This window comes from Photobacterium sp. GB-72 (genome assembly GCF_003026095.1).
In the GTDB taxonomy this organism is placed as follows: domain Bacteria; phylum Pseudomonadota; class Gammaproteobacteria; order Enterobacterales; family Vibrionaceae; genus Photobacterium.
Genome location: NZ_PYNV01000007.1, coordinates 169,658 through 189,967 on the forward strand (window position 1 = coordinate 169,658; position 20,310 = coordinate 189,967).

The window sequence follows — 20,310 nt, forward strand, 5'->3', positions numbered from 1 at the left end:
CATTTATCTAAAGAGGGACATTGTTGTCCCTTTTTTATAATCAAAACTCCGTCAAAACCGTTAATTCTGTGTTTTACAACACGCTTCATTATCGCTGTACTTGATCACTTCAAATAAGTCAGTATAAGCAGTATTATATTAATATATATGGACTTAGTGATTTCTAACGAACGGAAAAATTGTCAAAAACGTTACTTTTAAAACGTTTTATAATTTAACGTTAGTCACTGTTCCTCAATCCAAATCGAACGATAATCATTTTATTCAGGCACCGGAATGCAGAATACCAAACGATTTAAACGTCTCCAACATACGCTAATGTTGGCCTTTATTGTGCTTAGCATCACACCTTTGGTTTTATCTGCCCTATATTTTCTAAACTCTCATACCAAAGATCTTGCTGAACAAAGTATCAATCACTTAGCTTCTTTACGTGATAATAAGCAAAAGCAGCTTTATAGCTTTTTCGCAGCGAAAGAATCTGAGGTGAAGAGTTTCGCTCGCTCTGAATTATCGAATAACAGTGGCGGTCGTTTTTATGGCTTAGTCGGTGCTTACCATCAACTCGGAGACATAGAGCAGCAACTTGCATCTCAAGGACATGCTCATTATTTCTCGCAAACCCTTACCCAAAAAAATGAGTCCCATAATAAAACGACTTATGTAGGACATGAGCGCTATCGTTTGATGTATAAGCGCTACAACGCTGTTTATAAAGAGTATTTAAAACGCTCTGACTTCAAAGATATCATGTTAGTTGATCGTTCAGGCAACGTGGTTTACTCAGTTCACAATCACCAGTTGTTTGGCGTCAATTTACTTACCAACGCCCTAGCATCGCCAGCTTTAAAACAAACCTTTGAAGCGATTACTGCAAAAACCAAACAAAGTCAGGCTAAACCTGATCAAGTACCGGTTACTTTTACCGATTTTAGTCAATCTGCAAACACAGACGACACAACCGCATGGTTCGCCGCCCCAATCATTCAGCAAGGCTATTTGCACAGTTACGTCTTTATGGAGTTAAGTAATAAAGCGATTTCTGAGCTTATTCAAGACCTTGGTAATAATGCGAACTACGTTCAAACTTTATTGATTGGTCAAGATCACAAACTGCGTTTCGCGGCAGAAACAGGGGTTCCCACAACGTTAAAAAGTGAAAGTATCAGGGAAGCACTGGCTGGCAAATCAGGCGTGGGTAGCTTTAAAAACTACGATAACATTTCAGTATTGAGTGCCTTTTCACCACTCGATATCCTTAACAATAAATGGGCACTAGTCGTTGAACTACCAGAAAAAGAAGCCTTTGCTCGTATTACTGAATTAGAAAAAATATTTGGTGTGGCAATGATCAGCGCGATTATTTTGGTGATCTTTGCCTCTCACTTATTGTCTAATTCAATTACCGCCCCCTTACTGCGGTTAACTTGGGCGGCAGAAAAAGCCTCTGGTGGCGATTTAGACCAAGTCATCGAAGGCACTGAACGTAGTGATGAAATTGGTCGCCTGGCGATAAGCTTTTCACGTATGCAGCGCTCTATTCGCGAAAAAATAGGTTTAATTAAAACTCAAAATGACGAATTAGAACAAAGCCTTAAGATTATCAAGCAGAAAAACAATGAGCTACAGACAGCAGATAAACTTAAAGATGAATTCCTTGCAACCACATCTCATGAATTACGCACCCCACTTCATGGCATGGTGGGCATTGCAGAATCTTTACTTGCTGGAGCGAATGGACCCGTAAAAGATTCTCAACGTCGTCAGTTAGAAATGATCATCAATAGTGGACAACGTTTAACTAACCTTGTCGATGATTTGCTGGATTATCACAAAATGCGTTATGGCGATTTAGATATCCATCGCCATGCGATTGATCTGTCAGCCGCGGTGAGATTAGTACTGGAGCTTTCTAGTCACTTGCTTGGTAACAAACCGGTAAGGATCATTAATCAAATTCCTGCAGATTTGCCACTCGTTGATGCCGATGAGCAACGTTTAGAACAGGTACTTTATAACCTTGTCGGTAACGCGATTAAGTACACATCTGAAGGTAAGATCATTATCTCTGCCACAGTATTAGAACAGCAATTACGTGTACAAGTCGTCGATACGGGGCAAGGTATTCCAAGTGAGCAGCTAGAGCATATTTTTGAGCCCCTCATTCAAGCAAACTCAAATTCGACCAACTACCGACAAGGCGCAGGTCTAGGTTTATCAATTAGTCGTCAACTTATTGAATTAATGGGCGGGCGCTTATATGTAAGTAGTCAGCCTATGATTGGCACTACCTTTAGCTTTACCTTAAACCTTGCAACCAAAGAGCAGATCAATGCGATATCTAATGACTCTATACTTCAGCACTTCCAAGTACCGGCATTAGATTCCAGAAGTTGTGAAAGCACCAATTTACCTGAAAACCCTGAAGGTGATCTTATTCTTGTGGTTGATGATGAACCCGTAAACCTTCAGATTTTAAATAATTTTCTCCGACTTGCTGGCTATCGAGTAAAAACAGCAGAGAGCGGTCATCAGGCATTAGATATTGTCCAACAACAACGTCCAGATCTGATCTTACTCGATATTATGATGCCGGAGATGAGTGGCTACGAAGTCTGCACCCTATTAAGAAAGCAATACTCGATTTTTGAATTACCAATAATGATGTTGTCTGCATTAGGGCAAATTCAAGACCGCATCAAAGGCTTTGAGTGTGGGGCTAATGACTACTTAACTAAACCTTTTAATAAAGAAGAGTTAATTGCTCGTATTCAAGCTTACCTGCAAGCCAGTAAGACTGAACATGAAAAGCAAAAGAACCAAAGCTTACAGCAAGAAATTTATCGTCGAGAGCAAGTAGAAATCAGCCTAATAGAAGCACAAAGCCGCTTGCTAGGGCTTCTTGACACGACCAGTGAAGCAATTATCTGTGTACAAAGTGAAGGTCGTATTCGCTATGTTAATAGTGCCGCTGGTAAGTTATTTAAACGCTCACCAGAGCAACTTGAGCGCCATACTATTTCGGATATTATCGCCACAGAGCTACCGATAGGTATTAACGACAGCCACCATTACAATGGCAAGTTGAGCTTCGTTATAAATGATGAGATCCAAACATTATCAACCGACATTATTAACCTTCCTGAAGAATCAGGACTTAAACAAATGTTTGTTTTTGATAACCAAGGTCCTTCGGCAGATCATCGTATAGGCTTACTAGAAAATGCCGTTGATATGTTGTCAGAGTTTGCTTTTAACGGCGACAAGAATAACTTACAGCAACTCAGAGAGCTTGGTGGTGAATTCACACGCTTGGCTGATAAGCTGGATGGTAGCGGACAAAATAAAGGGGATATTATTCGTCAACTTATGGTTGAGTCGATGACGATGACGCTTTCATTATGGGAAAATGACGCCAAGAAAACCAAATTTGAATTAGCAGAGGAAAGTGGATTGTGGCGAGTGTATCTTGATCGCAGCACCTTACAAACACGTACTCTTGATAAATATCTACATATCGATACGTTACCCAAGACCCCACGTTGGCGTACAGTGCTCAACACCATGGATTACGTTCTAGAGCGCTGTACTCAAACAACAGTAGAGCGCCAACATGTAGTGGCAATGCGAGACAAACTACACCATACAATTAGTACCAGCTAATTAAGTCTTATTACATCCTAAATATCAAGGCTCTTACGGGAGCCTTTTTTATGCCAGTAAAATACAAACGTGAAACCATCCTTCTTATTATCTCTTTAGCATTACATCCATAAGTAAATATTCACGTCAGAAGAGCCTCACCTAACAGCATAACGATATGGCCTTTCTTACGAAAATTTATTCTTATTCACCAGATGAAACTGTTATTTTTAACAAGAAAATATCACATTAAAAACCATAAAAATGACATCAGTCACACTCTATATTTTGGCTATTTTTAAAGCAATTTAAGCTATTTAAGCTCCATAATGATAGAAGAGGGAATTAGTTTTTGTTTATGAGAAGCGAATCACAACAAACATTGACGATAAATTTTACACACGGAAATAACGACTCAAAAAACACACATTACATAAAAAAAACCAAACGAAAACAATAAAAGCAAATAAAAACAACAAGTTAAGATTAGACCAATTCAAAGCATTATTTCACTACCGATAGATACAAATGTGATGTAACACACATTTAACATCTACTCAACAGTAACAACAAAACCTAAAATTAACGTTTTTGACGTTGTTATTGGTTATTTTGACAATTTTGACGGGAAGCTTGATTGACGATTTATCCATTACAGCGAATATTTAACGCACTGAGAGCTTACAAGGCCATTCACCGGTTCAGCGTTACTCAGTTCCGATGAAGTAAGTTCAAGGGCTCCAATGATGGAGCAAACTTTAATTTCCATTAAGTGAAACAGAGCAAAGAGTAAGGAACAGCTATGCTTGCCAATATTAACAAAACTAAGTTAGCACTTGCCGTTGTTGCAGCAGCAACCGCTTTTACAGCACCAGTAGCGTCTGCAGCAGAGAAAAGCCAGCTAACAGTCGTACCAGACTTTTACCCTACAATGGTACGTAACTTTAACCCATTCCTAGCTACAAACCTTCGTACTACGACTGAATTCGTTTACGAGCCATTGGTTGTTTTCAACCAAATGAAAGGTAACGAGCCAGTAATGCGTTTGGCGAAAGACTACTACATGTCTGACGACCTAATGCAAGTAACGTTCGAAATCCGTGATGGCGTTAAGTGGTCTGACGGTAAAGCGTTTTCTGCTGATGATGTAGTTTATTCTTTTGACCTACTTAAGAAGAATCCAGAACTAGATCAACGTGGTATCAACAAGTGGGTTAAATCAGTTAAGCAAGACGGTAACAAGGTTATCTTCGATCTAACTGAAGCGAACTCGAACGTTCCTTTCGAAATTTCTTTCGTACCAGTAGTGCCTAAGCACATCTGGAGCAAAGTTGAAAACCCAACAACTTTCACTAACGAAAATCCAGTAGGTACAGGTCCGTTTACTGAGATTGATACATTCACTCCTCAGCTATACGTTCAATGTCGTAATCCTAACTACTGGGATAACGACAACCTAGAAGTTGACTGTCTACGTGTTCCTCAGATCGCGAACAACGATCAGTTGCTAACAAAGATCATTAACTCTGAGCTAGATTGGACTTCATCGTTCATTCCAGACATCGACAGCACTTACGCTGCGGCAAACCCAAATCACAAATACTGGTACCCAGCTGCGGGCACTCAGTCATTCATGTTGAACTTCAAGTCGCCAAAAGATGGTAACAAAGAAGCGATCAACAATGTTGATTTCCGTCGTGCGTTCTCAATGGCTATCGACCGTCAAACAATCATCGACATCGCATTCTACGGTGCAGGTATGCCGAACGATTACGCATCGGGCTTAGGTGATGGTTTCAAAACTTGGTCAGATGAAGCGGTACACAACAAGTACAAAGCATTTAACACATACAATGTGAAAGGTGCTAAAGAGCTACTAGCGAAAGCAGGCTTTAAAGATACTGATGGCGACGGTTTCGTAGAAACACCAACAGGTAAGAAGATCGAACTTACAGTTCAGTCTCCAAACGGTTGGACTGACTTCAACAACACTGTACAGCTAGGTGTAGAGCAGCTTCAAGAAGCGGGAATTAACGCGAAAGCAAGTACACCTGACTTCGCTGTTTACAACGAAGCGATGCTAAACGGTACTTACGATGTAGCTTACACAAACTACTTCCACGGTGCTGATCCACACCTATACTGGGATAGCGCGTACAACTCACGCCTACAATCTGGTGAAGGTATGCCTCGTTTTGCAATGCACTACTTCAAGAATGCAGAGCTAGACTCGCTACTAGACAGCTTCTACAAAACAGCTAACAAAGATGAGCAGTTGAAGATTGCTCATAGCATCCAGAAAATCATTGCTGAAAATCAAATCACGATTCCAGTGATGTCTGGTGCAAACAACTTCCAATACAACGAAACTCGCTTCACTGGTTGGTGGAATGAGAAGAACCCTCAAGGCCGTCCAATGGTATGGGCTGGTGTTCCTGAGCGTCTACTTCAAGTACTGGATCTAAAACCAAAAGCATAATATCTGCTTAATATTTGCGGTGCACGCCTTGTGCACCGCCTCTTCCCCTCAATCCTTTCTTCTATAAAAGGTATGGCGCCTTGCGTCAGGGGGTTTTACGTCCTGAATTCAGCTCAGGAAGGCAAGCTGGATGTGTAAGGTGTGAGTTATGGGATTTTTTCTACGTCGTTTATCGTTTTATTTTATCGCGCTGATTTTCGCGGCAACGCTAAACTTTATTCTTCCGCGTGCAATGCCTGGTGACCCAGTTACCATGATGTTCGCGAACGCAACCGCACAGGTAACCCCTGAGCGTATTGAAGCCATGAAAAAGCTATTAGGCTTTGTTGATGGTCCAATATATGAACAATACTTTTCTTACCTAGCTAACGTGTTTACGTGGAACCTAGGTACCTCAATCAAATTTTATCCACTATCAGTTAATGAACTGTTAGGTGGCGCTGTAGGCTGGTCACTATTTTTAGCTGGCTCAGCTGTAATGCTTTCTTTCTGTATTGGCTCTGTACTAGGTATTTTTGCGGCATGGAAACGCGGCAGTACTTATGATGCATTCATTTCACCAGGTATGTTGGTTATTCAAGCAGTTCCACCGGTTGTAATTGCAATGCTTGTGATGTTCACCTTTGCTATCGGCTTGCGTTGGTTCCCTACAGGCAATGCATATACGCCGGGCGTTATTCCTGACTGGTCAAGCTGGGCTTTCTACAAAGACGTGCTTTACCACGCAGCACTACCACTATTCTGTGCCACAGTCATTCAAATCGGCGGTTTCTTGATCAATATGCGTAATAACATGATCAACCTGCTAAACGAAGATTACATCACAATGGCAAAAGGTAAGGGCTTAAGTGAAAACCGTGTGGTATTTAACTACGCAGCACGTAACGCAATGCTACCAAGTGTAACAGCACTTTCTATGGCCCTAGGTATGGCGATTGGTGGTCAGTTAATTGTCGAAATCATCTTTAACTACCCAGGTCTTGGTACCGTAATGCTTAATGCTATCCACTCACGTGATTACCAAGTTCTTCAAGGTCAGTTACTTATTATGACTATGTTCATGCTGTTCTTTAACTTCATGGCCGACATCCTGATCGTTGTGCTAGATCCTCGCCTACGTAAAGGAGGCAAATAATTATGAAAGCCTTATTTAAATTATTATCTGGTAACCCTAAGGCTATGTTTGGCCTTAGCATCATCACTATTTTTATTCTAGGGGCTATTTTTGCTCCGCTGATTACACAGTTTTCACCAGACAAACGAACAGGAAAACCTCATGAGTACCCTGCGTTTGTAGTAAAAGCAGCACAAGATAATCCAGACGGTTGGATCGCTGAAAACTTAGCTGATAACAAGCGTCGTCTATTAATGTCCAAAGATGCAGAGCACCTACTAGGCACATCTCGTATGGGTCGTGATATCTGGTCTCAGCTAGTATATGGCGCGCGTACTTCACTAGCGGTAGGTTTTGGTGCAGGTTTAATGGTGTGTTTCCTAGCAACCATCATTGGTATTTCAGCAGGTTATTTTGGCGGTAAAGTCGATGAAGTCTTAACCGCTGCGATGAATATCATGTTAGTTCTACCGCAGCTCCCCTTACTGTTTGTTATCGCAGCCTTTATTGGTCAAACAGGTCCAATGACCATTGCGGTGGTTATTGCCATGACCTCCTGGGCATGGGGCGCACGTGTTGTCCGAGCGCAAACCTTATCACTGCGTGAAAAGGAATTTGTAAAAGCAGCAGAAGTATTAGGTGAATCCTCATGGCGTATTATCTTTGTTGAGATTCTACCGAACCTAATCTCAATCGTTGGTGCAAGCTTCATCGGCTCGGTAATGCTTGCCATCATGACTGAAGCAACACTGTCATTCTTAGGCTTAGGTGACCCGAACTCAGTAAGCTGGGGTGTGATGCTGTACAACGTACAAACATCATCTTCAATGTTAGTTGGCGCTTGGTGGGAGCTATTAGCACCATGTATTGCACTAACACTGATTGCTATCGGTCTTGCGATGCTTAACTTTGCTGTTGATGAAATTGCCAACCCACAGTTACGTTCACACAAAGGCATGCGCCGCTGGAAAAACTTAGCAAAAGAAAATGCTAAGAATGCAAAAGAAGAAAAAGAAGCAAACGCTGTGGACGCTCCTCAGCCAGCCCTACAAGGGGGAGATAAATAATGACCAATCCACAAATCTCAATTCGTAACTTGTGTGTTGATTACATTACAGATGCCGGTGATGTTCGCGCAGTAAATAATGTCAGCTTTGACATTGGTAAAGGTGAGATATTCGGTCTTGCAGGTGAATCAGGCTGTGGTAAATCCACTGTTGCCTTCTCACTGATGCGTCTGCATAAGCCGCCAGCATTCATTACCGGTGGTGAAGTAATTTTTGAAGGCCATGGTGACATTTTAAAGAAATCGGATATGGCAATGTCAGCCTTCCGTTGGAGCGAAATGTCGATGGTGTTCCAAAGTGCAATGAACGCTTTGAACCCTGTATTAACCATGGAAGAGCAATTTTGTGACGTAATCATGCGCCACACTAATATGTCTCGTCAGCAAGCAGTTCGCCGTGCTGAAGGCCTATTAGAAATCGTTGATATCCACCCTAGCCGTTTACGTGATTACCCTCACCAGTTTTCTGGTGGTATGCGTCAACGTTTGGTTATCGCGATTGCTCTTGCGCTAAATCCTAAGATGATCATCATGGATGAACCAACAACAGCACTTGATGTTGTGGTTCAACGTGAAATTCTACAAAAGATTTACGCATTAAAAGAAGAATTTGGTTTCTCAATCCTATTCATCACTCATGACTTGTCATTAATGGTCGAGTTCTCTGACCGTATCGGCATCATGTATTCAGGTGAATTAATTGAAGTTGCCCCTTCTAAGCAAATTCTAGAAACACCGTTCCACCCATATACTGAGGGCTTGGGTAGCTCATTCCCTCCTCTAACTGGTCCAAAAACAAAGTTAACAGGTATTCCTGGTAACCCATTGAACTTACTAGAAGTACCACAAGGTTGTCGTTTCCAAGCACGTTGTAGCAAAACAACCGATGCTTGTTTTAAAACACCAACCCAGCTGACACAAATTGAACCAGGACGTTTATCAAACTGCCACCTATTCACTAAACGTGGTTAATAAAATAATAGGCAGTATTTAGGAGGCATTATGAGCAAACCTGTCGGAAATCCAATTATTGAAGGTAAAAATCTAATTAAAGATTTTTCCGTTAACAGTAATTCATTAAAGAAATCAAAGATGCGTGCAATCAACGACGTGTCTTTCAAAATGTACAAAAGTCGTGGTCTTTCAGTTGTTGGTGAATCAGGTTCTGGTAAATCAACGACTGCGAAAATGATTGCAAAAATGTACGCGCCAACAGATGGCACAATTGAATATTTTGGTCGTGATATCCAGTCAATCACTAAACATGATGACTTAATGAATTACCGCCAAGGTGTGCAAATGGTATGGCAAGACCCATTCGGTTCTTTAAACCCTACTCATACTATTTTCCACCATATTGCTCGTCCGTTACTGATCCACAACAAAGTGAAGTCAGGCAATAAAAAAGAGCTAGAAGAAACGGTTTACAACCTACTAGAACAAGTTGGCTTGATCCCACCAAAGGAGACAGCTGCGAAATTCCCCCACCAGCTGTCTGGCGGCCAACGTCAACGTGTTAACTTAGCGCGTAACATTGCGGTGGGTGCTGAAGTCGTACTTGCTGATGAGCCAACATCAATGCTCGACGTTTCTATTCGTGCAGGTGTACTAAACCTGATGGAAGAAATGAAGTTTGAACGTGAAATGGCACTACTGTACATCACCCACGATATCGCAACAGCACGTTACATTGCTGAAGATCTAGCGGTTATGTACGTTGGTCACATGGTTGAATGGGGCGATACGGAAGAGATCATTCACGATCCACAACACCCGTATACCCAATTACTTGTATCAGCAGTTCCAGATCCAAGTAAGTCTATTCATGAAAAACTAAAAGGTAATAAAGGCGAGATCCCGCTATGGACGCCAGAAAGCGCGGGTTGCCCATTTGCAGGTCGCTGTACTCACGTTACCGATAAGTGCCGTGAAAAACTTCCAGGTGTGACTCAATTATCTGACAATCACTTTGTACGTTGTTACTTATACGAAAATTAATAATAGCTCGTTACTAAAAACGACTTATCTGCGTTATTGGTCGCCTTAGCTGTTAAATGGTGGTTTCACAATGCTGAAACCACCTTTATTTGGCGACACTAGGAGGATCCATGCAGCTGTTAACTAACCATCTGGGCTATGAGCGTTTCAACGTAAAACACGCTTTATTACAAACCAACTCTCAGACTTTAACCGGTACTGCAGAACTTGTTTGTAACCAGACGAACACCACTATCATGCAGCTGCCATTACATGCCTATGACAACATAGCACAATGGCATACCGGTAATATTTACCTTATTGATTTCTCTTCTTGCCAACAACTTGGTGAGTTCCGTATTCGCTACGCAAACAGCGAATCAACTGTTTTTACCATTGCTGAAGGTGTGTTAATGCAACAAACCTTTAGTGATGTTCTGCACTACTTTAAATCTCAACGTTGCAGCGGTATTTTCGATCAAGCTGATAAAAATGCAGCTGTACTCAATTCAGATCAAACCGTAGACGTTCACGGTGGTTGGTATGATGCATCAGGTGATGTAAGTAAATACCTAAGCCATTTATCTTTTAGTAATTTTTTAAATCCACAACAAACCCCAATGATTGTGTGGAACATGCTAAAAGCCTATGAAGAGTTAGATCAGCAAGACGATATTGCAGACTTTACTCGTGTACGTTTACTTGAAGAAGCCACTTTCGGTGCCGATTTCTTACTGCGCATGCAACACGCGCAGGGCTATTTCTATATGACGGTATTCGACAAATGGAGCAAATCCCCGCAACAACGTGACATTTGTGCTTACTCAACTCAAGAAGGCATCAAGTCAGACGATTATCAAGCCGGCTTCCGTCAAGGTGGTGGAGTTACCATTGCAGCATTAGCAGCGCTTTCTCGTATTGCTCAACTAGAATCAAGCACTCGCTTAGGAGCGTTTACTGGCATCGAGACCGAGCGATACCTTCAAGCGGCTGAACTTGGCTATTGGCATTTAAAACAACACAATACTGAATACTTAAACGATAGTACGGAAAATATTATAGATGAGTATTGTGCCTTATTAGCCGCCGTTGAGTTATTCCGTAGTACTTCCCAAGATCGCTATTTAGTAGAAATGCGTGAGTGGGCTACACGTTTGGCTAAGCGTCAAATGTCAGATGAGAATATTGAATATTTCTGGTCTGCGACTGAAAACGGCGAACGTCCTTATTTCCATGCCGCTGAAGCAGGCCTTCCTGCCATTGCTCTGATGCAATATTTAAGTGCAGAAACGGATCCCAATTTCAAAAAGCCAATTGAACAAGTGTTATGTAACGCGCTTAATTTTGAGTTAGCGATTACAAAAGAAGTGAATAACCCATTTCACTACCCTCGCCAATACACTAAAGCTGTCGATGGTGAAAAGAAAACGGCTTTCTTTGTTGCCCATAACAATGAGTCAGGTTACTGGTGGCAAGGCGAAAATGCACGTCTCGCGTCATTAGCAACCATGGCTTTTATGGCACAGAACTATGTTCAAGACCCAACATTACGTCAAGGCTTAATGCAATTTGGTCAACGCTCACTTGACTGGATAGTTGGTTTAAACCCGTATGACATGTGTATGTTAGATGGTCATGGTCATAATAACCCAAATTACTTACCTCACTTAGGATTCAGTAACGCCAAAGGCGGTGTTTGTAACGGCATCACATCTGGCTTTGAAAACGAAGAAGACATCGCATTCAACCCTAATGGTCAAAAAGACGATATGCTGCAAAACTGGCGCTGGGGTGAACAATGGATCCCACATGGTGGCTGGTACTTACTTGCAATTACGATGCAATTTAAGGAGCGTTGTCATGGCTGATATTCGTTACTTAGTGGGCGTTGACGGCGGTGGTACATCTTGCCGTGCACGCATCTGTGATCTCGATGGTAATACTTTAGGTGAAGCAAAAACGGGTAGTGCGAATATTCTATTAGGCAGTAGCGTTGCTATGGCATCGATCAATGATGCGATAGCAACTGCGGCCAGCCAAGCAAATCTTAATAATAGCCATTTTCGTTATATGTCAGTAGGCCTAGCACTCGCAGGCGCTGAACAACAAGAGGCTTGGTATAACTTCATGAAACAGCCTCACCCTTACGGTGCCATAACATTAAATACCGATGCGTATGGTGCTTGTTTAGGTGCTTGGGGAGGTAAAGATGGCGCGATATTAATTGCTGGTACTGGCTCTTGTGGGATCTTATTAAAAGATGGTCAACAGCATGTGGTTGGCGGTCGTGAATTCCCGATTTCAGATCAAGGCGGCGGTGCTGTTATGGGTCTGCGTTTAATTCAACAAGTACTATTAAGTGTTGATGGTATTGTTGAACAAACACCGCTTGCTCGCTCTGTACTCACATATTTTAATCATGATATCGACAATATCGTATTGTGGTCAAAAGCAGCGTGCCCTTGTGATTATGGTCAATTTTCACCGAGCATTTTTGCCCATGCAGCACAAGGCGATAAACTCGCGATAGATATGCTATCGCAAACAGCGCGAGATATAGAAATGTGGATGAATGCATTAGTTGTGCGTGGCGCTGACAAAATTTGCCTCATGGGCAGCATTGCAGAACGTATTCATGCATGGTTAGTACCACCTATGCAGCAACGTATAGCAACACCACAAGGTGATGCTATGGATGGCGCGATTGCTATGGCACGTAGTAATCACGATTTATATAAACTTTAAGGGGGAATGATGAGTTACCGCCTTGATTTAACTGTAATCGATAAAAAAGAAAACGAATCTCGTTTTGCATTAAGCTTACATAATTTAACCGATACTCCACTACAAAATTGGTCATTACATTTTTTGTTTAATCGTTTCGTTAGAGCCGAGACGTTAAGCAAAGGCGCTATCAGCCAAACGGGGAGTTACTGTACATTAACAGCCACGGACAATTTACCTGCAAATGGTCTTTTTTATACCGAGTTCACGGTCGGTACTGCACCATTTACGCTTTATGACGACGGTATTTTAGATGCATTTATCTCATTAGCATCAACCGCTGAGTACATTAAGCCGTTAAAAGTCGACATCAGTACTATCAATCTTGATCAACCTGCTGTTGAACGCTACAACACACCGCTACCCGTTAAAGCGGCTGATATTGCTTTGATCCCTAAACCTAGCAAGATAACGCAACTACAGGGCTCTTTTCATATAAATCAACATACTGCCATTTCAACACCACCCACATTAGCGCAAGGTGCAGTAAATTGGTTACAAGCAGAACTCAATACCTTATTGAATGAACACGTGCCGGTTAATCAGCAAGGCAACATTCATTATACTGTAAATAAAGACCTTGTAGATGAAGGCTATCGCTTACTCGTTGAAAACGATAACGTCTGGATCCAAGCTAATTCAGCATCTGGTTTTGTCTACGCAACTTCAAGTTTACTTCAATTAATACCAAGTAAACCATCGCATCAAGCTGATAGCACCTACCAGATCCCAATGGTAGATATTAATGATAAACCGCATTTTGGTTATCGCGGTATGATGCTCGATTGTGGTCGCCACTTTCACCCTGTTGAGCGTATAAAACATCTTATCGATCAATTAGCACGCTACAAATTTAATACGTTTCATTGGCATTTAACCGATGACGAAGGCTGGCGCGTTGAAATTGATGCCTACCCTGAACTCACCCGTATCGGTGCTTGGCGTGGTCCAAATGAAGTGATCGCTCCACAATTTAGCCACATTGCTCAGCGCTATGGTGGATTTTATTCAAAACAAGAAATTCGTGATGTCATTGCGTATGCCGCTGATCGTGGGATCATGATCATTCCGGAAATAGATATCCCTGGCCACTGTCGTGCTGCTATTTTATCACTCCCTGATTTGTTGATTGATCCAGATGATAAATCTGTTTATCGCAGCATTCAAAACTATAACGACAACATCTTATCGCCTGCACTAAAAGGCACTTACAGCTTTATTAGCAATGTACTTTCGGAAATATGCGATCTATTCCCTGCACCTTTCGTTCATATTGGTGCAGATGAAGTCCCTGTCGGTGTTTGGACAGATAGCCCTGCTTGCCAAAAATTCATGGCAGAGCATGACTATCACGATCCCAAAGAGCTGCAAGGGCACCTATTACGTTTTGCCGAAGAAGTACTAGAAGGTAAAGGTAAGCGCATGATGGGTTGGGAAGAAGCAACCCATGGTGAGAAGGTCAGTAAAAATACCATCATCTTCTCATGGCAAAGTGAACAGGCTGGATTGGAATGTATCCAAAAAGGCTACGACATTGTGATGCAGCCAGCACAAGCGACGTACTTAGATTTAGCTCAAGGCTACTCGGCAGATGAAGCAGGTGTTGATTGGGCTGGAAAGTTACCCCTCGATAAAGTTTACAATTATTACCCACTCAGTGATCTCGCCGAGGAAAACTCTGAGCGGCAGCACATTTTAGGCATTCAAACCGCCCTTTGGTCAGAATTAGTAAATAACCAAAGCCGATTTGAATATATGATTTACCCCCGCTTACTGGCAGTCTCGGAGATTTGCTGGAGCGACCCTAAATATCGTAACTGGGATGACTTCAAAGCACGTTTAAAAGGTCAACTTAGCTACCTGGACAAGGCAGGTATTAATTACCGCCACTGTGAATAACCACGCACAGTAGAGTGAAATTTTTTAAGGATTAAAAAGCAATGAAATACGGTTATTTTGACAACGACAACAGAGAATATGTTATCACTCGTCCTGATGTCCCAGCACCATGGACAAATTACTTAGGTACAGAGAAATTCTGTACAGTAATTTCACAAAACGCAGGTGGTTACTCATTCTACAAATCTCCAGAGTACAATCGCGTAACTAAATTCCGTCCTAATGCGACATTTGATCGCCCAGGACACTACGTATACCTTCGTGATGATGCGACAGGTGATTACTGGTCAATTTCATGGCAACCAGTAGCAAAAAGCCTAGATGAAGCAACCTACGAAGTGCGTCACGGTTTGTCTTACTCTAAGTTCAAATGTGATTACAACGGCATTGAAGCAACCAAAACATTATTCGTACCTAAAGGCGAAGATGCTGAGGTTTGGGATGTTGTGATTAAAAATACGACAGATGAAGTACGTACTATCAGTGCATTCTCATTTGTTGAATTCTCTTTTAGCCACATTCAATCTGATAACCAAAACCATCAGATGAGCCTGTACTCAGCAGGTACGTCTTATGAAGACGGCGTGATTGAATATGATCTTTACTACAACACCAATGAGAAAGAAGGTTTCTACTACCTAGCTTCGACATTTGATCCTGATAGCTATGATGGTCAACGTGACACTTTCATTGGTGCTTACCGTGATGAAGCTAACCCTATTGCGGTTGAAAAAGGACGTTGTTCTAACCACGTACAAACCTGTTACAACCACTGTGGCTCACTACACAAGCAATTCACTATCCAACCGGGTGAAGAAGTACGCTTTAGCTACATCCTAGGTGTCGGTAAAAACGAAGGTCAACGCCTACGTCAAAAATACCAAGATGTCGCTGCCGTCGATGCTGCATTTGCTGAAATTAAAGAACACTGGAACAGTCGTTGTAACAAGTTCAAGGTGACATCACCGAACGAAGGCCTAGATACCATGATCAACGCATGGACTCTATACCAAGCTGAAACATGTGTGGTTTGGTCACGCTTCGCATCATTTATCGAAGTGGGCGGTCGTACTGGTCTTGGCTACCGTGATACCGCACAAGATGCAATCTCTGTTCCTCACTCAAACCCAGAGATGACTCGTAAGCGTCTTGTTGACTTACTACGTGGTCAAGTAAAAGCGGGTTACGGCCTACACCTATTTGATCCAGATTGGTTCGATCCAGACATGGCTGATGTTGAGCCATCAAAATCACCAACAGTTGTTCCAACCCCAAGTGATGCAGATAAGATCCACGGTATCGAAGATACCTGTTCTGATGACCACCTATGGCTAGTACCAACAATCTGTAAGTACGTAACAGAAACAGGTGAAGAGAGCTTCATTGACGAAGTGATCCCATACGCTGATGGCGGTGATGCATCTGTTTATGATCACATGAAAGCCGCACTCGATTTCTCAGCAGAATACGTAGGCCGAACCGGTATCTGTAAAGGTCTTCGTGCAGACTGGAATGACTGTCTAAACCTTGGTGGCGGTGAGTCAGCAATGGTGTCATTCCTTCACTTCTGGGCATTACAAGAATTCATCGAGCTTGCTAAGCATCAAGGTAAAGACGCAGATGTTGCTAAATACACTGAAATGGCAGCAAACGTACGTGAAGCGTGTGAACAACACCTATGGGATGACGAAGGTGGCTGGTACATCCGTGGTCTAACAAAAGACGGTGACAAGATCGGTACAGCGCAACAAACTGAAGGTCGTATTCACTTAGAGTCAAATACTCTAGCTGTGCTTTCTGGTATGGCATCACAAGATCGTGGTGAGAAAGCAATGGATGCCGTTGATGAAAACCTATTCTCTGAATACGGTCTACACCTAAATGCACCATCATTCGCAACCCCTAATGATGATATCGGTTTCGTTACGCGCGTATATCAAGGCGTGAAAGAAAACGGTGCAATCTTCTCGCATCCAAACCCATGGGCATGGGTGGCTGAAGCGAAACTAGGTCGTGGTGATCGTGCAATGAAGTTCTACGATGCACTTAACCCATACAACCAAAACGACATCATTGAAAAACGTATTGCAGAACCTTACTCATACGTTCAGTTCATCATGGGACGTGATCACCAAGATCACGGTCGTGCAAACCACCCATGGTTAACAGGTACATCTGGTTGGGCATATTTTGCCGTGACTAACTTTATTCTAGGTGTACAAACAGGCTTTGCAGGTCTAACTGTTAATCCTTGTATTCCAACAAGCTGGCCTGGTTTTGAAGTGACTCGTGAATGGCGTGGCGCGACTTACAACATTAAAGTTGAAAACCCAAATGGGGTAAGTAAAGGCGTTAAATCTATTACGCTAAACGGTGAAACAGTCGAAGGCGCAATTGCTCCTCAAGCTGAAGGCACAACCAATACTGTTACAGTAGTAATGGGCTAAAACGGTTAGGGAGGTGTATTCACCTCCCTCTTTTTATTTGAGAGAGAAATAGGAGTTCCTCCATGATTCAGTTTGGAACAGGTGGATGGCGTGCCTTCATTGGTGAAGAGTTTACTCAAGCAAATGTACGCTTAGTAGCTCAAGCCCTTGCTAACATCATGATCAAAGAGTCAGTCACTGAAAATGGTTTCATTATTGGTTACGACCGTCGTTTTCTATCCGATAAAGCCGCAACGTGGTTTGCTGAAGTTTTAGCGGGTAACAACATCAAATGTAGCTTCATCGATAAGTTCGTACCAACCCCTGTTGTGATGTTTAAAGCTAAACAAACAGGTGCGACATATTCAGCTTGTATTACTGCGTCACACAATCCAGCAGATTACAACGGCATCAAAGTCTTCATTGAAGGCGGTCGTGATGCGGATGAAATCATTACTCAAAAGATTGAACAACAAATCGCAGTGTTAACCGATGCGGATGTAAAACGTGTTGACTTTGAACAAGCACAAAACGATAAGTTAGTTGAAATCATCAATCCAATGAACGAGTTCGTTGATTCAATTATTGATTTCATCGATATGGAAGCGATTAAAAAAGCGAATCTTCGCGTTCTTATCGATCCTATGTTTGGAGTGGCAAAAAATGCCCTGCAAACGGTCCTGATCAGTGCTCGCTGTGATGTTGACGTGATCAACGATAGTGAAAACCCTGGTTTTGGTGGTTTAATGCCATCGCCGAGTGCTGCAACGCTTTACCGTTTAAAGCATCTTGTCGCTCACGAGGGCTATGATATCGGTATTGGTACTGATGGCGATGCTGACCGTTTAGGTATTATTGATGAGAAAGGTAACTTTATTCACCCGAATGAAGTACTACTTCTACTTTATTACTACATGCTTGAATATAAAGGCTGGAAAGGATCGGTAGTACGTAATATCGCAACCACCCACCTTTTAGATAAAGTTGCAGAAGCTTATGGTGAGAAATCATTTGAAGTGCCAGTAGGCTTTAAGCACATTAGCTCACAAATGGAAGCTGATGATTCTCTCATTGGTGGAGAAAGCTCAGGTGGTTTAACAATCCGTGGTCATATCAAAGGTAAAGATGGTGTATTTGCATCAAGCTTACTGGTCGAAATGATCAGCGTGACAGGTAAGAAGTTATCTGAATTACTTGATGAAATTTATGGGCGCTTTGGCTATGCCTACACAGCAGAAGGCGATTGTACCTTTAAACCTGCTGAACGTGAGCGTCTGTACAACAAGATCTATGTAGAAAAAGCATTGCCTGATTTTGACTATGAAATCGAAAAAGTAAGCTATGCCGATGGCGCTAAAGTTTACTTTAAAAATGGCGGTTGGGCGATTGCACGTTTCTCAGGTACTGAGCCATTACTCCGTATCTTTGTTGAAATGGAAGATCAACCACAGGCAGAAGCAGTACTTGCTCAATTAAAAGCATTCCTTTCTGTTTAAAAAACATAGCTGTTGTTTTAGCAGATCACACCGCTGATCTTTGCTAGAGGGTAACCATTCAGTTACCCTTTTCTTTTATATTTTGCCATTCTATTTACCTCCATATAAAAATTTGATATCGAGCCCATTTACAGTAATAACCCCATCTAAAAATAAAAATAGATAGCCCAATCACATAAAAATATCGATTTGAGGTCCATGATTAGAAGGCGTTAAATTTATCGCACTCAAGGAAATCGGTATGAAAAAGATTATCTTTAGTATCATAGCTATTGTTCTAGCTATACTTTTCACCGAACATTTCCACTCATTTACAGTGGGTTTTAGCCTTGCCATTGTCGCGGTAGGAATAAGCTATTTCATTGCTTATCAGGCAATTCGCCAACCTCAATATGTCATGAGCTACCTTGTACTTGCTGTACTGACAAAATTAGTTATCACTATCAGTGGCGTTATTTGGGTCTTTTCTAACAACGTTATTCATTCACCAATCACTTTCTTAGTGGCTTATACTGTTTTTTCAGCTCTCATTACCTACCTAGCATCACGTTACCGTGCATATCGTCGTGATCGTAGTGATAATCAACAAAAGGAGATATTACATACAGGTCTCTATGAACAAATTTAAGGCATAACATTGAAATAAGAGCAAGGAGGTAAATATAACCAACAACGATAGTATTACCAACGCTCAGAGCTTCACTTATTAAAGCTCAGATAAAGTAGGAAAGGAGGTCTCACATCATCTTAACTATTTTCAATGACAACTAAGTAAAACCAAAGCCCTGTGACTTCAAGCAGGGCTTTTTCATTAATAGATAATTAATATATTTACTCGACGAAAAAGCCCCGCTATGACTAGCGAGGCTTCTTTAGAAGTGGCCGAGCGGACGCGACCCCGGTCTGACAGGCCGCTAAGATCTCCAATAAAGAGGCTAACCAACTGAACTGCCAACTCACTCAAATAAATTTAACTCATATATTCAAAATGTAAAAAAGCCCCAGTCTTTCGACTAGGGCTTAATATAAGTGGCGGAGCGGACGGGACTCGAACCCGCGACCCCCGGCGTGACAGGCCGGTATTCTAACCAACTGAACTACCGCTCCGCAGCGTGTCTATTCAGCATAATGCAATTTAGAACTTAGCAATGTCCTACTCTCACATGGGGAGACCCCACACTACCATCGGCGCTACAACATTTCACTTCTGAGTTCGGCATGGGATCAGGTGGTTCTGCTGCGCTATGGTTGCTAAGTAAATTCTTTAGCGTTCTTGTTATAACAACAAAAACTAAAATTTGAAGCCTGGCGATGTCCTACTCTCACATGGGGAGACCCCACACTACCATCGGCGCTATTACGTTTCACTACTGAGTTCGGCATGGGATCAGGTGGGTCCATAACGCTATGGTCGCCAAGCAAATTCG

The 20,310-nt window shown here is 42.1% G+C and carries 12 protein-coding genes, 1 tRNA gene and 2 rRNA genes; 12 read left to right on the top strand and 3 right to left on the bottom strand.

What is annotated here, in order from left to right; translation table 11 throughout:
• Window positions 1-276: 276 nt before the first annotated feature.
• The 12 genes from C9J40_RS10400 (at window position 277) to C9J40_RS10455 (ending at window position 19,511) form a co-directional block, all read left to right on the top strand.
• Complete coding sequence (locus C9J40_RS10400; RefSeq protein ID WP_233220312.1) at window positions 277-3,663, top strand: response regulator; 3,387 nt, start codon at window positions 277-279, stop codon at window positions 3,661-3,663.
• Between the two features lie 781 nt (window positions 3,664-4,444).
• Window positions 4,445-6,121 (top strand): ABC transporter substrate-binding protein, encoded by a 1,677-nt coding sequence (locus tag C9J40_RS10405; protein ID WP_107208595.1) that lies wholly within the window; start codon window positions 4,445-4,447, stop codon window positions 6,119-6,121.
• A gap of 148 nt (window positions 6,122-6,269) precedes the next feature.
• Complete coding sequence (locus C9J40_RS10410; protein ID WP_107208596.1) at window positions 6,270-7,256, top strand: ABC transporter permease; 987 nt, start codon at window positions 6,270-6,272, stop codon at window positions 7,254-7,256.
• Window positions 7,257-7,258: 2 nt separating this feature from the next.
• Window positions 7,259-8,302 (top strand): ABC transporter permease, encoded by a 1,044-nt coding sequence (locus C9J40_RS10415; protein WP_107246750.1) that lies wholly within the window; start codon window positions 7,259-7,261, stop codon window positions 8,300-8,302.
• Window positions 8,302-9,273 (top strand): ABC transporter ATP-binding protein, encoded by a 972-nt coding sequence (locus tag C9J40_RS10420; RefSeq protein WP_045130276.1) that lies wholly within the window; start codon window positions 8,302-8,304, stop codon window positions 9,271-9,273. Before C9J40_RS10415 ends, C9J40_RS10420 begins: the two co-directional genes overlap by 1 nt.
• A 30-nt stretch (window positions 9,274-9,303) precedes the next feature.
• Window positions 9,304-10,299, top strand: a complete 996-nt coding sequence (locus C9J40_RS10425) for an ABC transporter ATP-binding protein (RefSeq protein ID WP_005369743.1) — start codon at window positions 9,304-9,306, stop codon at window positions 10,297-10,299.
• Between the two features lie 110 nt (window positions 10,300-10,409).
• Window positions 10,410-12,146 carry a glycoside hydrolase family 9 protein gene (locus C9J40_RS10430; RefSeq protein ID WP_107246752.1) on the top strand — a complete coding sequence of 579 codons (1,737 nt, stop codon included), beginning with the start codon at window positions 10,410-10,412 and terminating at the stop codon, window positions 12,144-12,146.
• Window positions 12,139-13,023: an N-acetylglucosamine kinase gene (locus C9J40_RS10435; RefSeq protein WP_107246753.1), complete on the top strand. Its 885-nt coding sequence runs from the start codon at window positions 12,139-12,141 to the stop codon at window positions 13,021-13,023. Before C9J40_RS10430 ends, C9J40_RS10435 begins: the two co-directional genes overlap by 8 nt.
• A gap of 9 nt (window positions 13,024-13,032) precedes the next feature.
• Window positions 13,033-14,961: a beta-N-acetylhexosaminidase gene (locus C9J40_RS10440; protein ID WP_107208600.1), complete on the top strand. Its 1,929-nt coding sequence runs from the start codon at window positions 13,033-13,035 to the stop codon at window positions 14,959-14,961.
• A 41-nt stretch (window positions 14,962-15,002) separates the two neighbouring features.
• Window positions 15,003-17,408 (top strand): GH36-type glycosyl hydrolase domain-containing protein, encoded by a 2,406-nt coding sequence (locus tag C9J40_RS10445; protein WP_107246755.1) that lies wholly within the window; start codon window positions 15,003-15,005, stop codon window positions 17,406-17,408.
• A gap of 62 nt (window positions 17,409-17,470) precedes the next feature.
• Window positions 17,471-18,883, top strand: coding sequence for a phosphoglucomutase/phosphomannomutase family protein (locus tag C9J40_RS10450; RefSeq protein ID WP_107208602.1), 1,413 nt, complete (start codon window positions 17,471-17,473; stop codon window positions 18,881-18,883).
• A gap of 241 nt (window positions 18,884-19,124) precedes the next feature.
• Window positions 19,125-19,511, top strand: coding sequence for a hypothetical protein (locus C9J40_RS10455; RefSeq protein WP_107246756.1), 387 nt, complete (start codon window positions 19,125-19,127; stop codon window positions 19,509-19,511).
• Window positions 19,512-19,913: 402 nt separating this feature from the next.
• Here the strand turns inward: C9J40_RS10455 and C9J40_RS10460 are convergent.
• The 3 genes from C9J40_RS10460 to rrf (C9J40_RS10470) form a co-directional block, all read right to left on the bottom strand.
• A tRNA-Asp gene (locus tag C9J40_RS10460) sits at window positions 19,914-19,990 on the bottom strand.
• Window positions 19,991-20,023: 33 nt separating this feature from the next.
• A 5S ribosomal RNA gene (gene rrf, locus C9J40_RS10465) occupies window positions 20,024-20,139 on the bottom strand.
• A gap of 47 nt (window positions 20,140-20,186) precedes the next feature.
• Window positions 20,187-20,302: ribosomal RNA gene (gene rrf, locus C9J40_RS10470) — 5S ribosomal RNA — on the bottom strand.
• Between the last annotated feature and the right edge of the window lie 8 nt (window positions 20,303-20,310).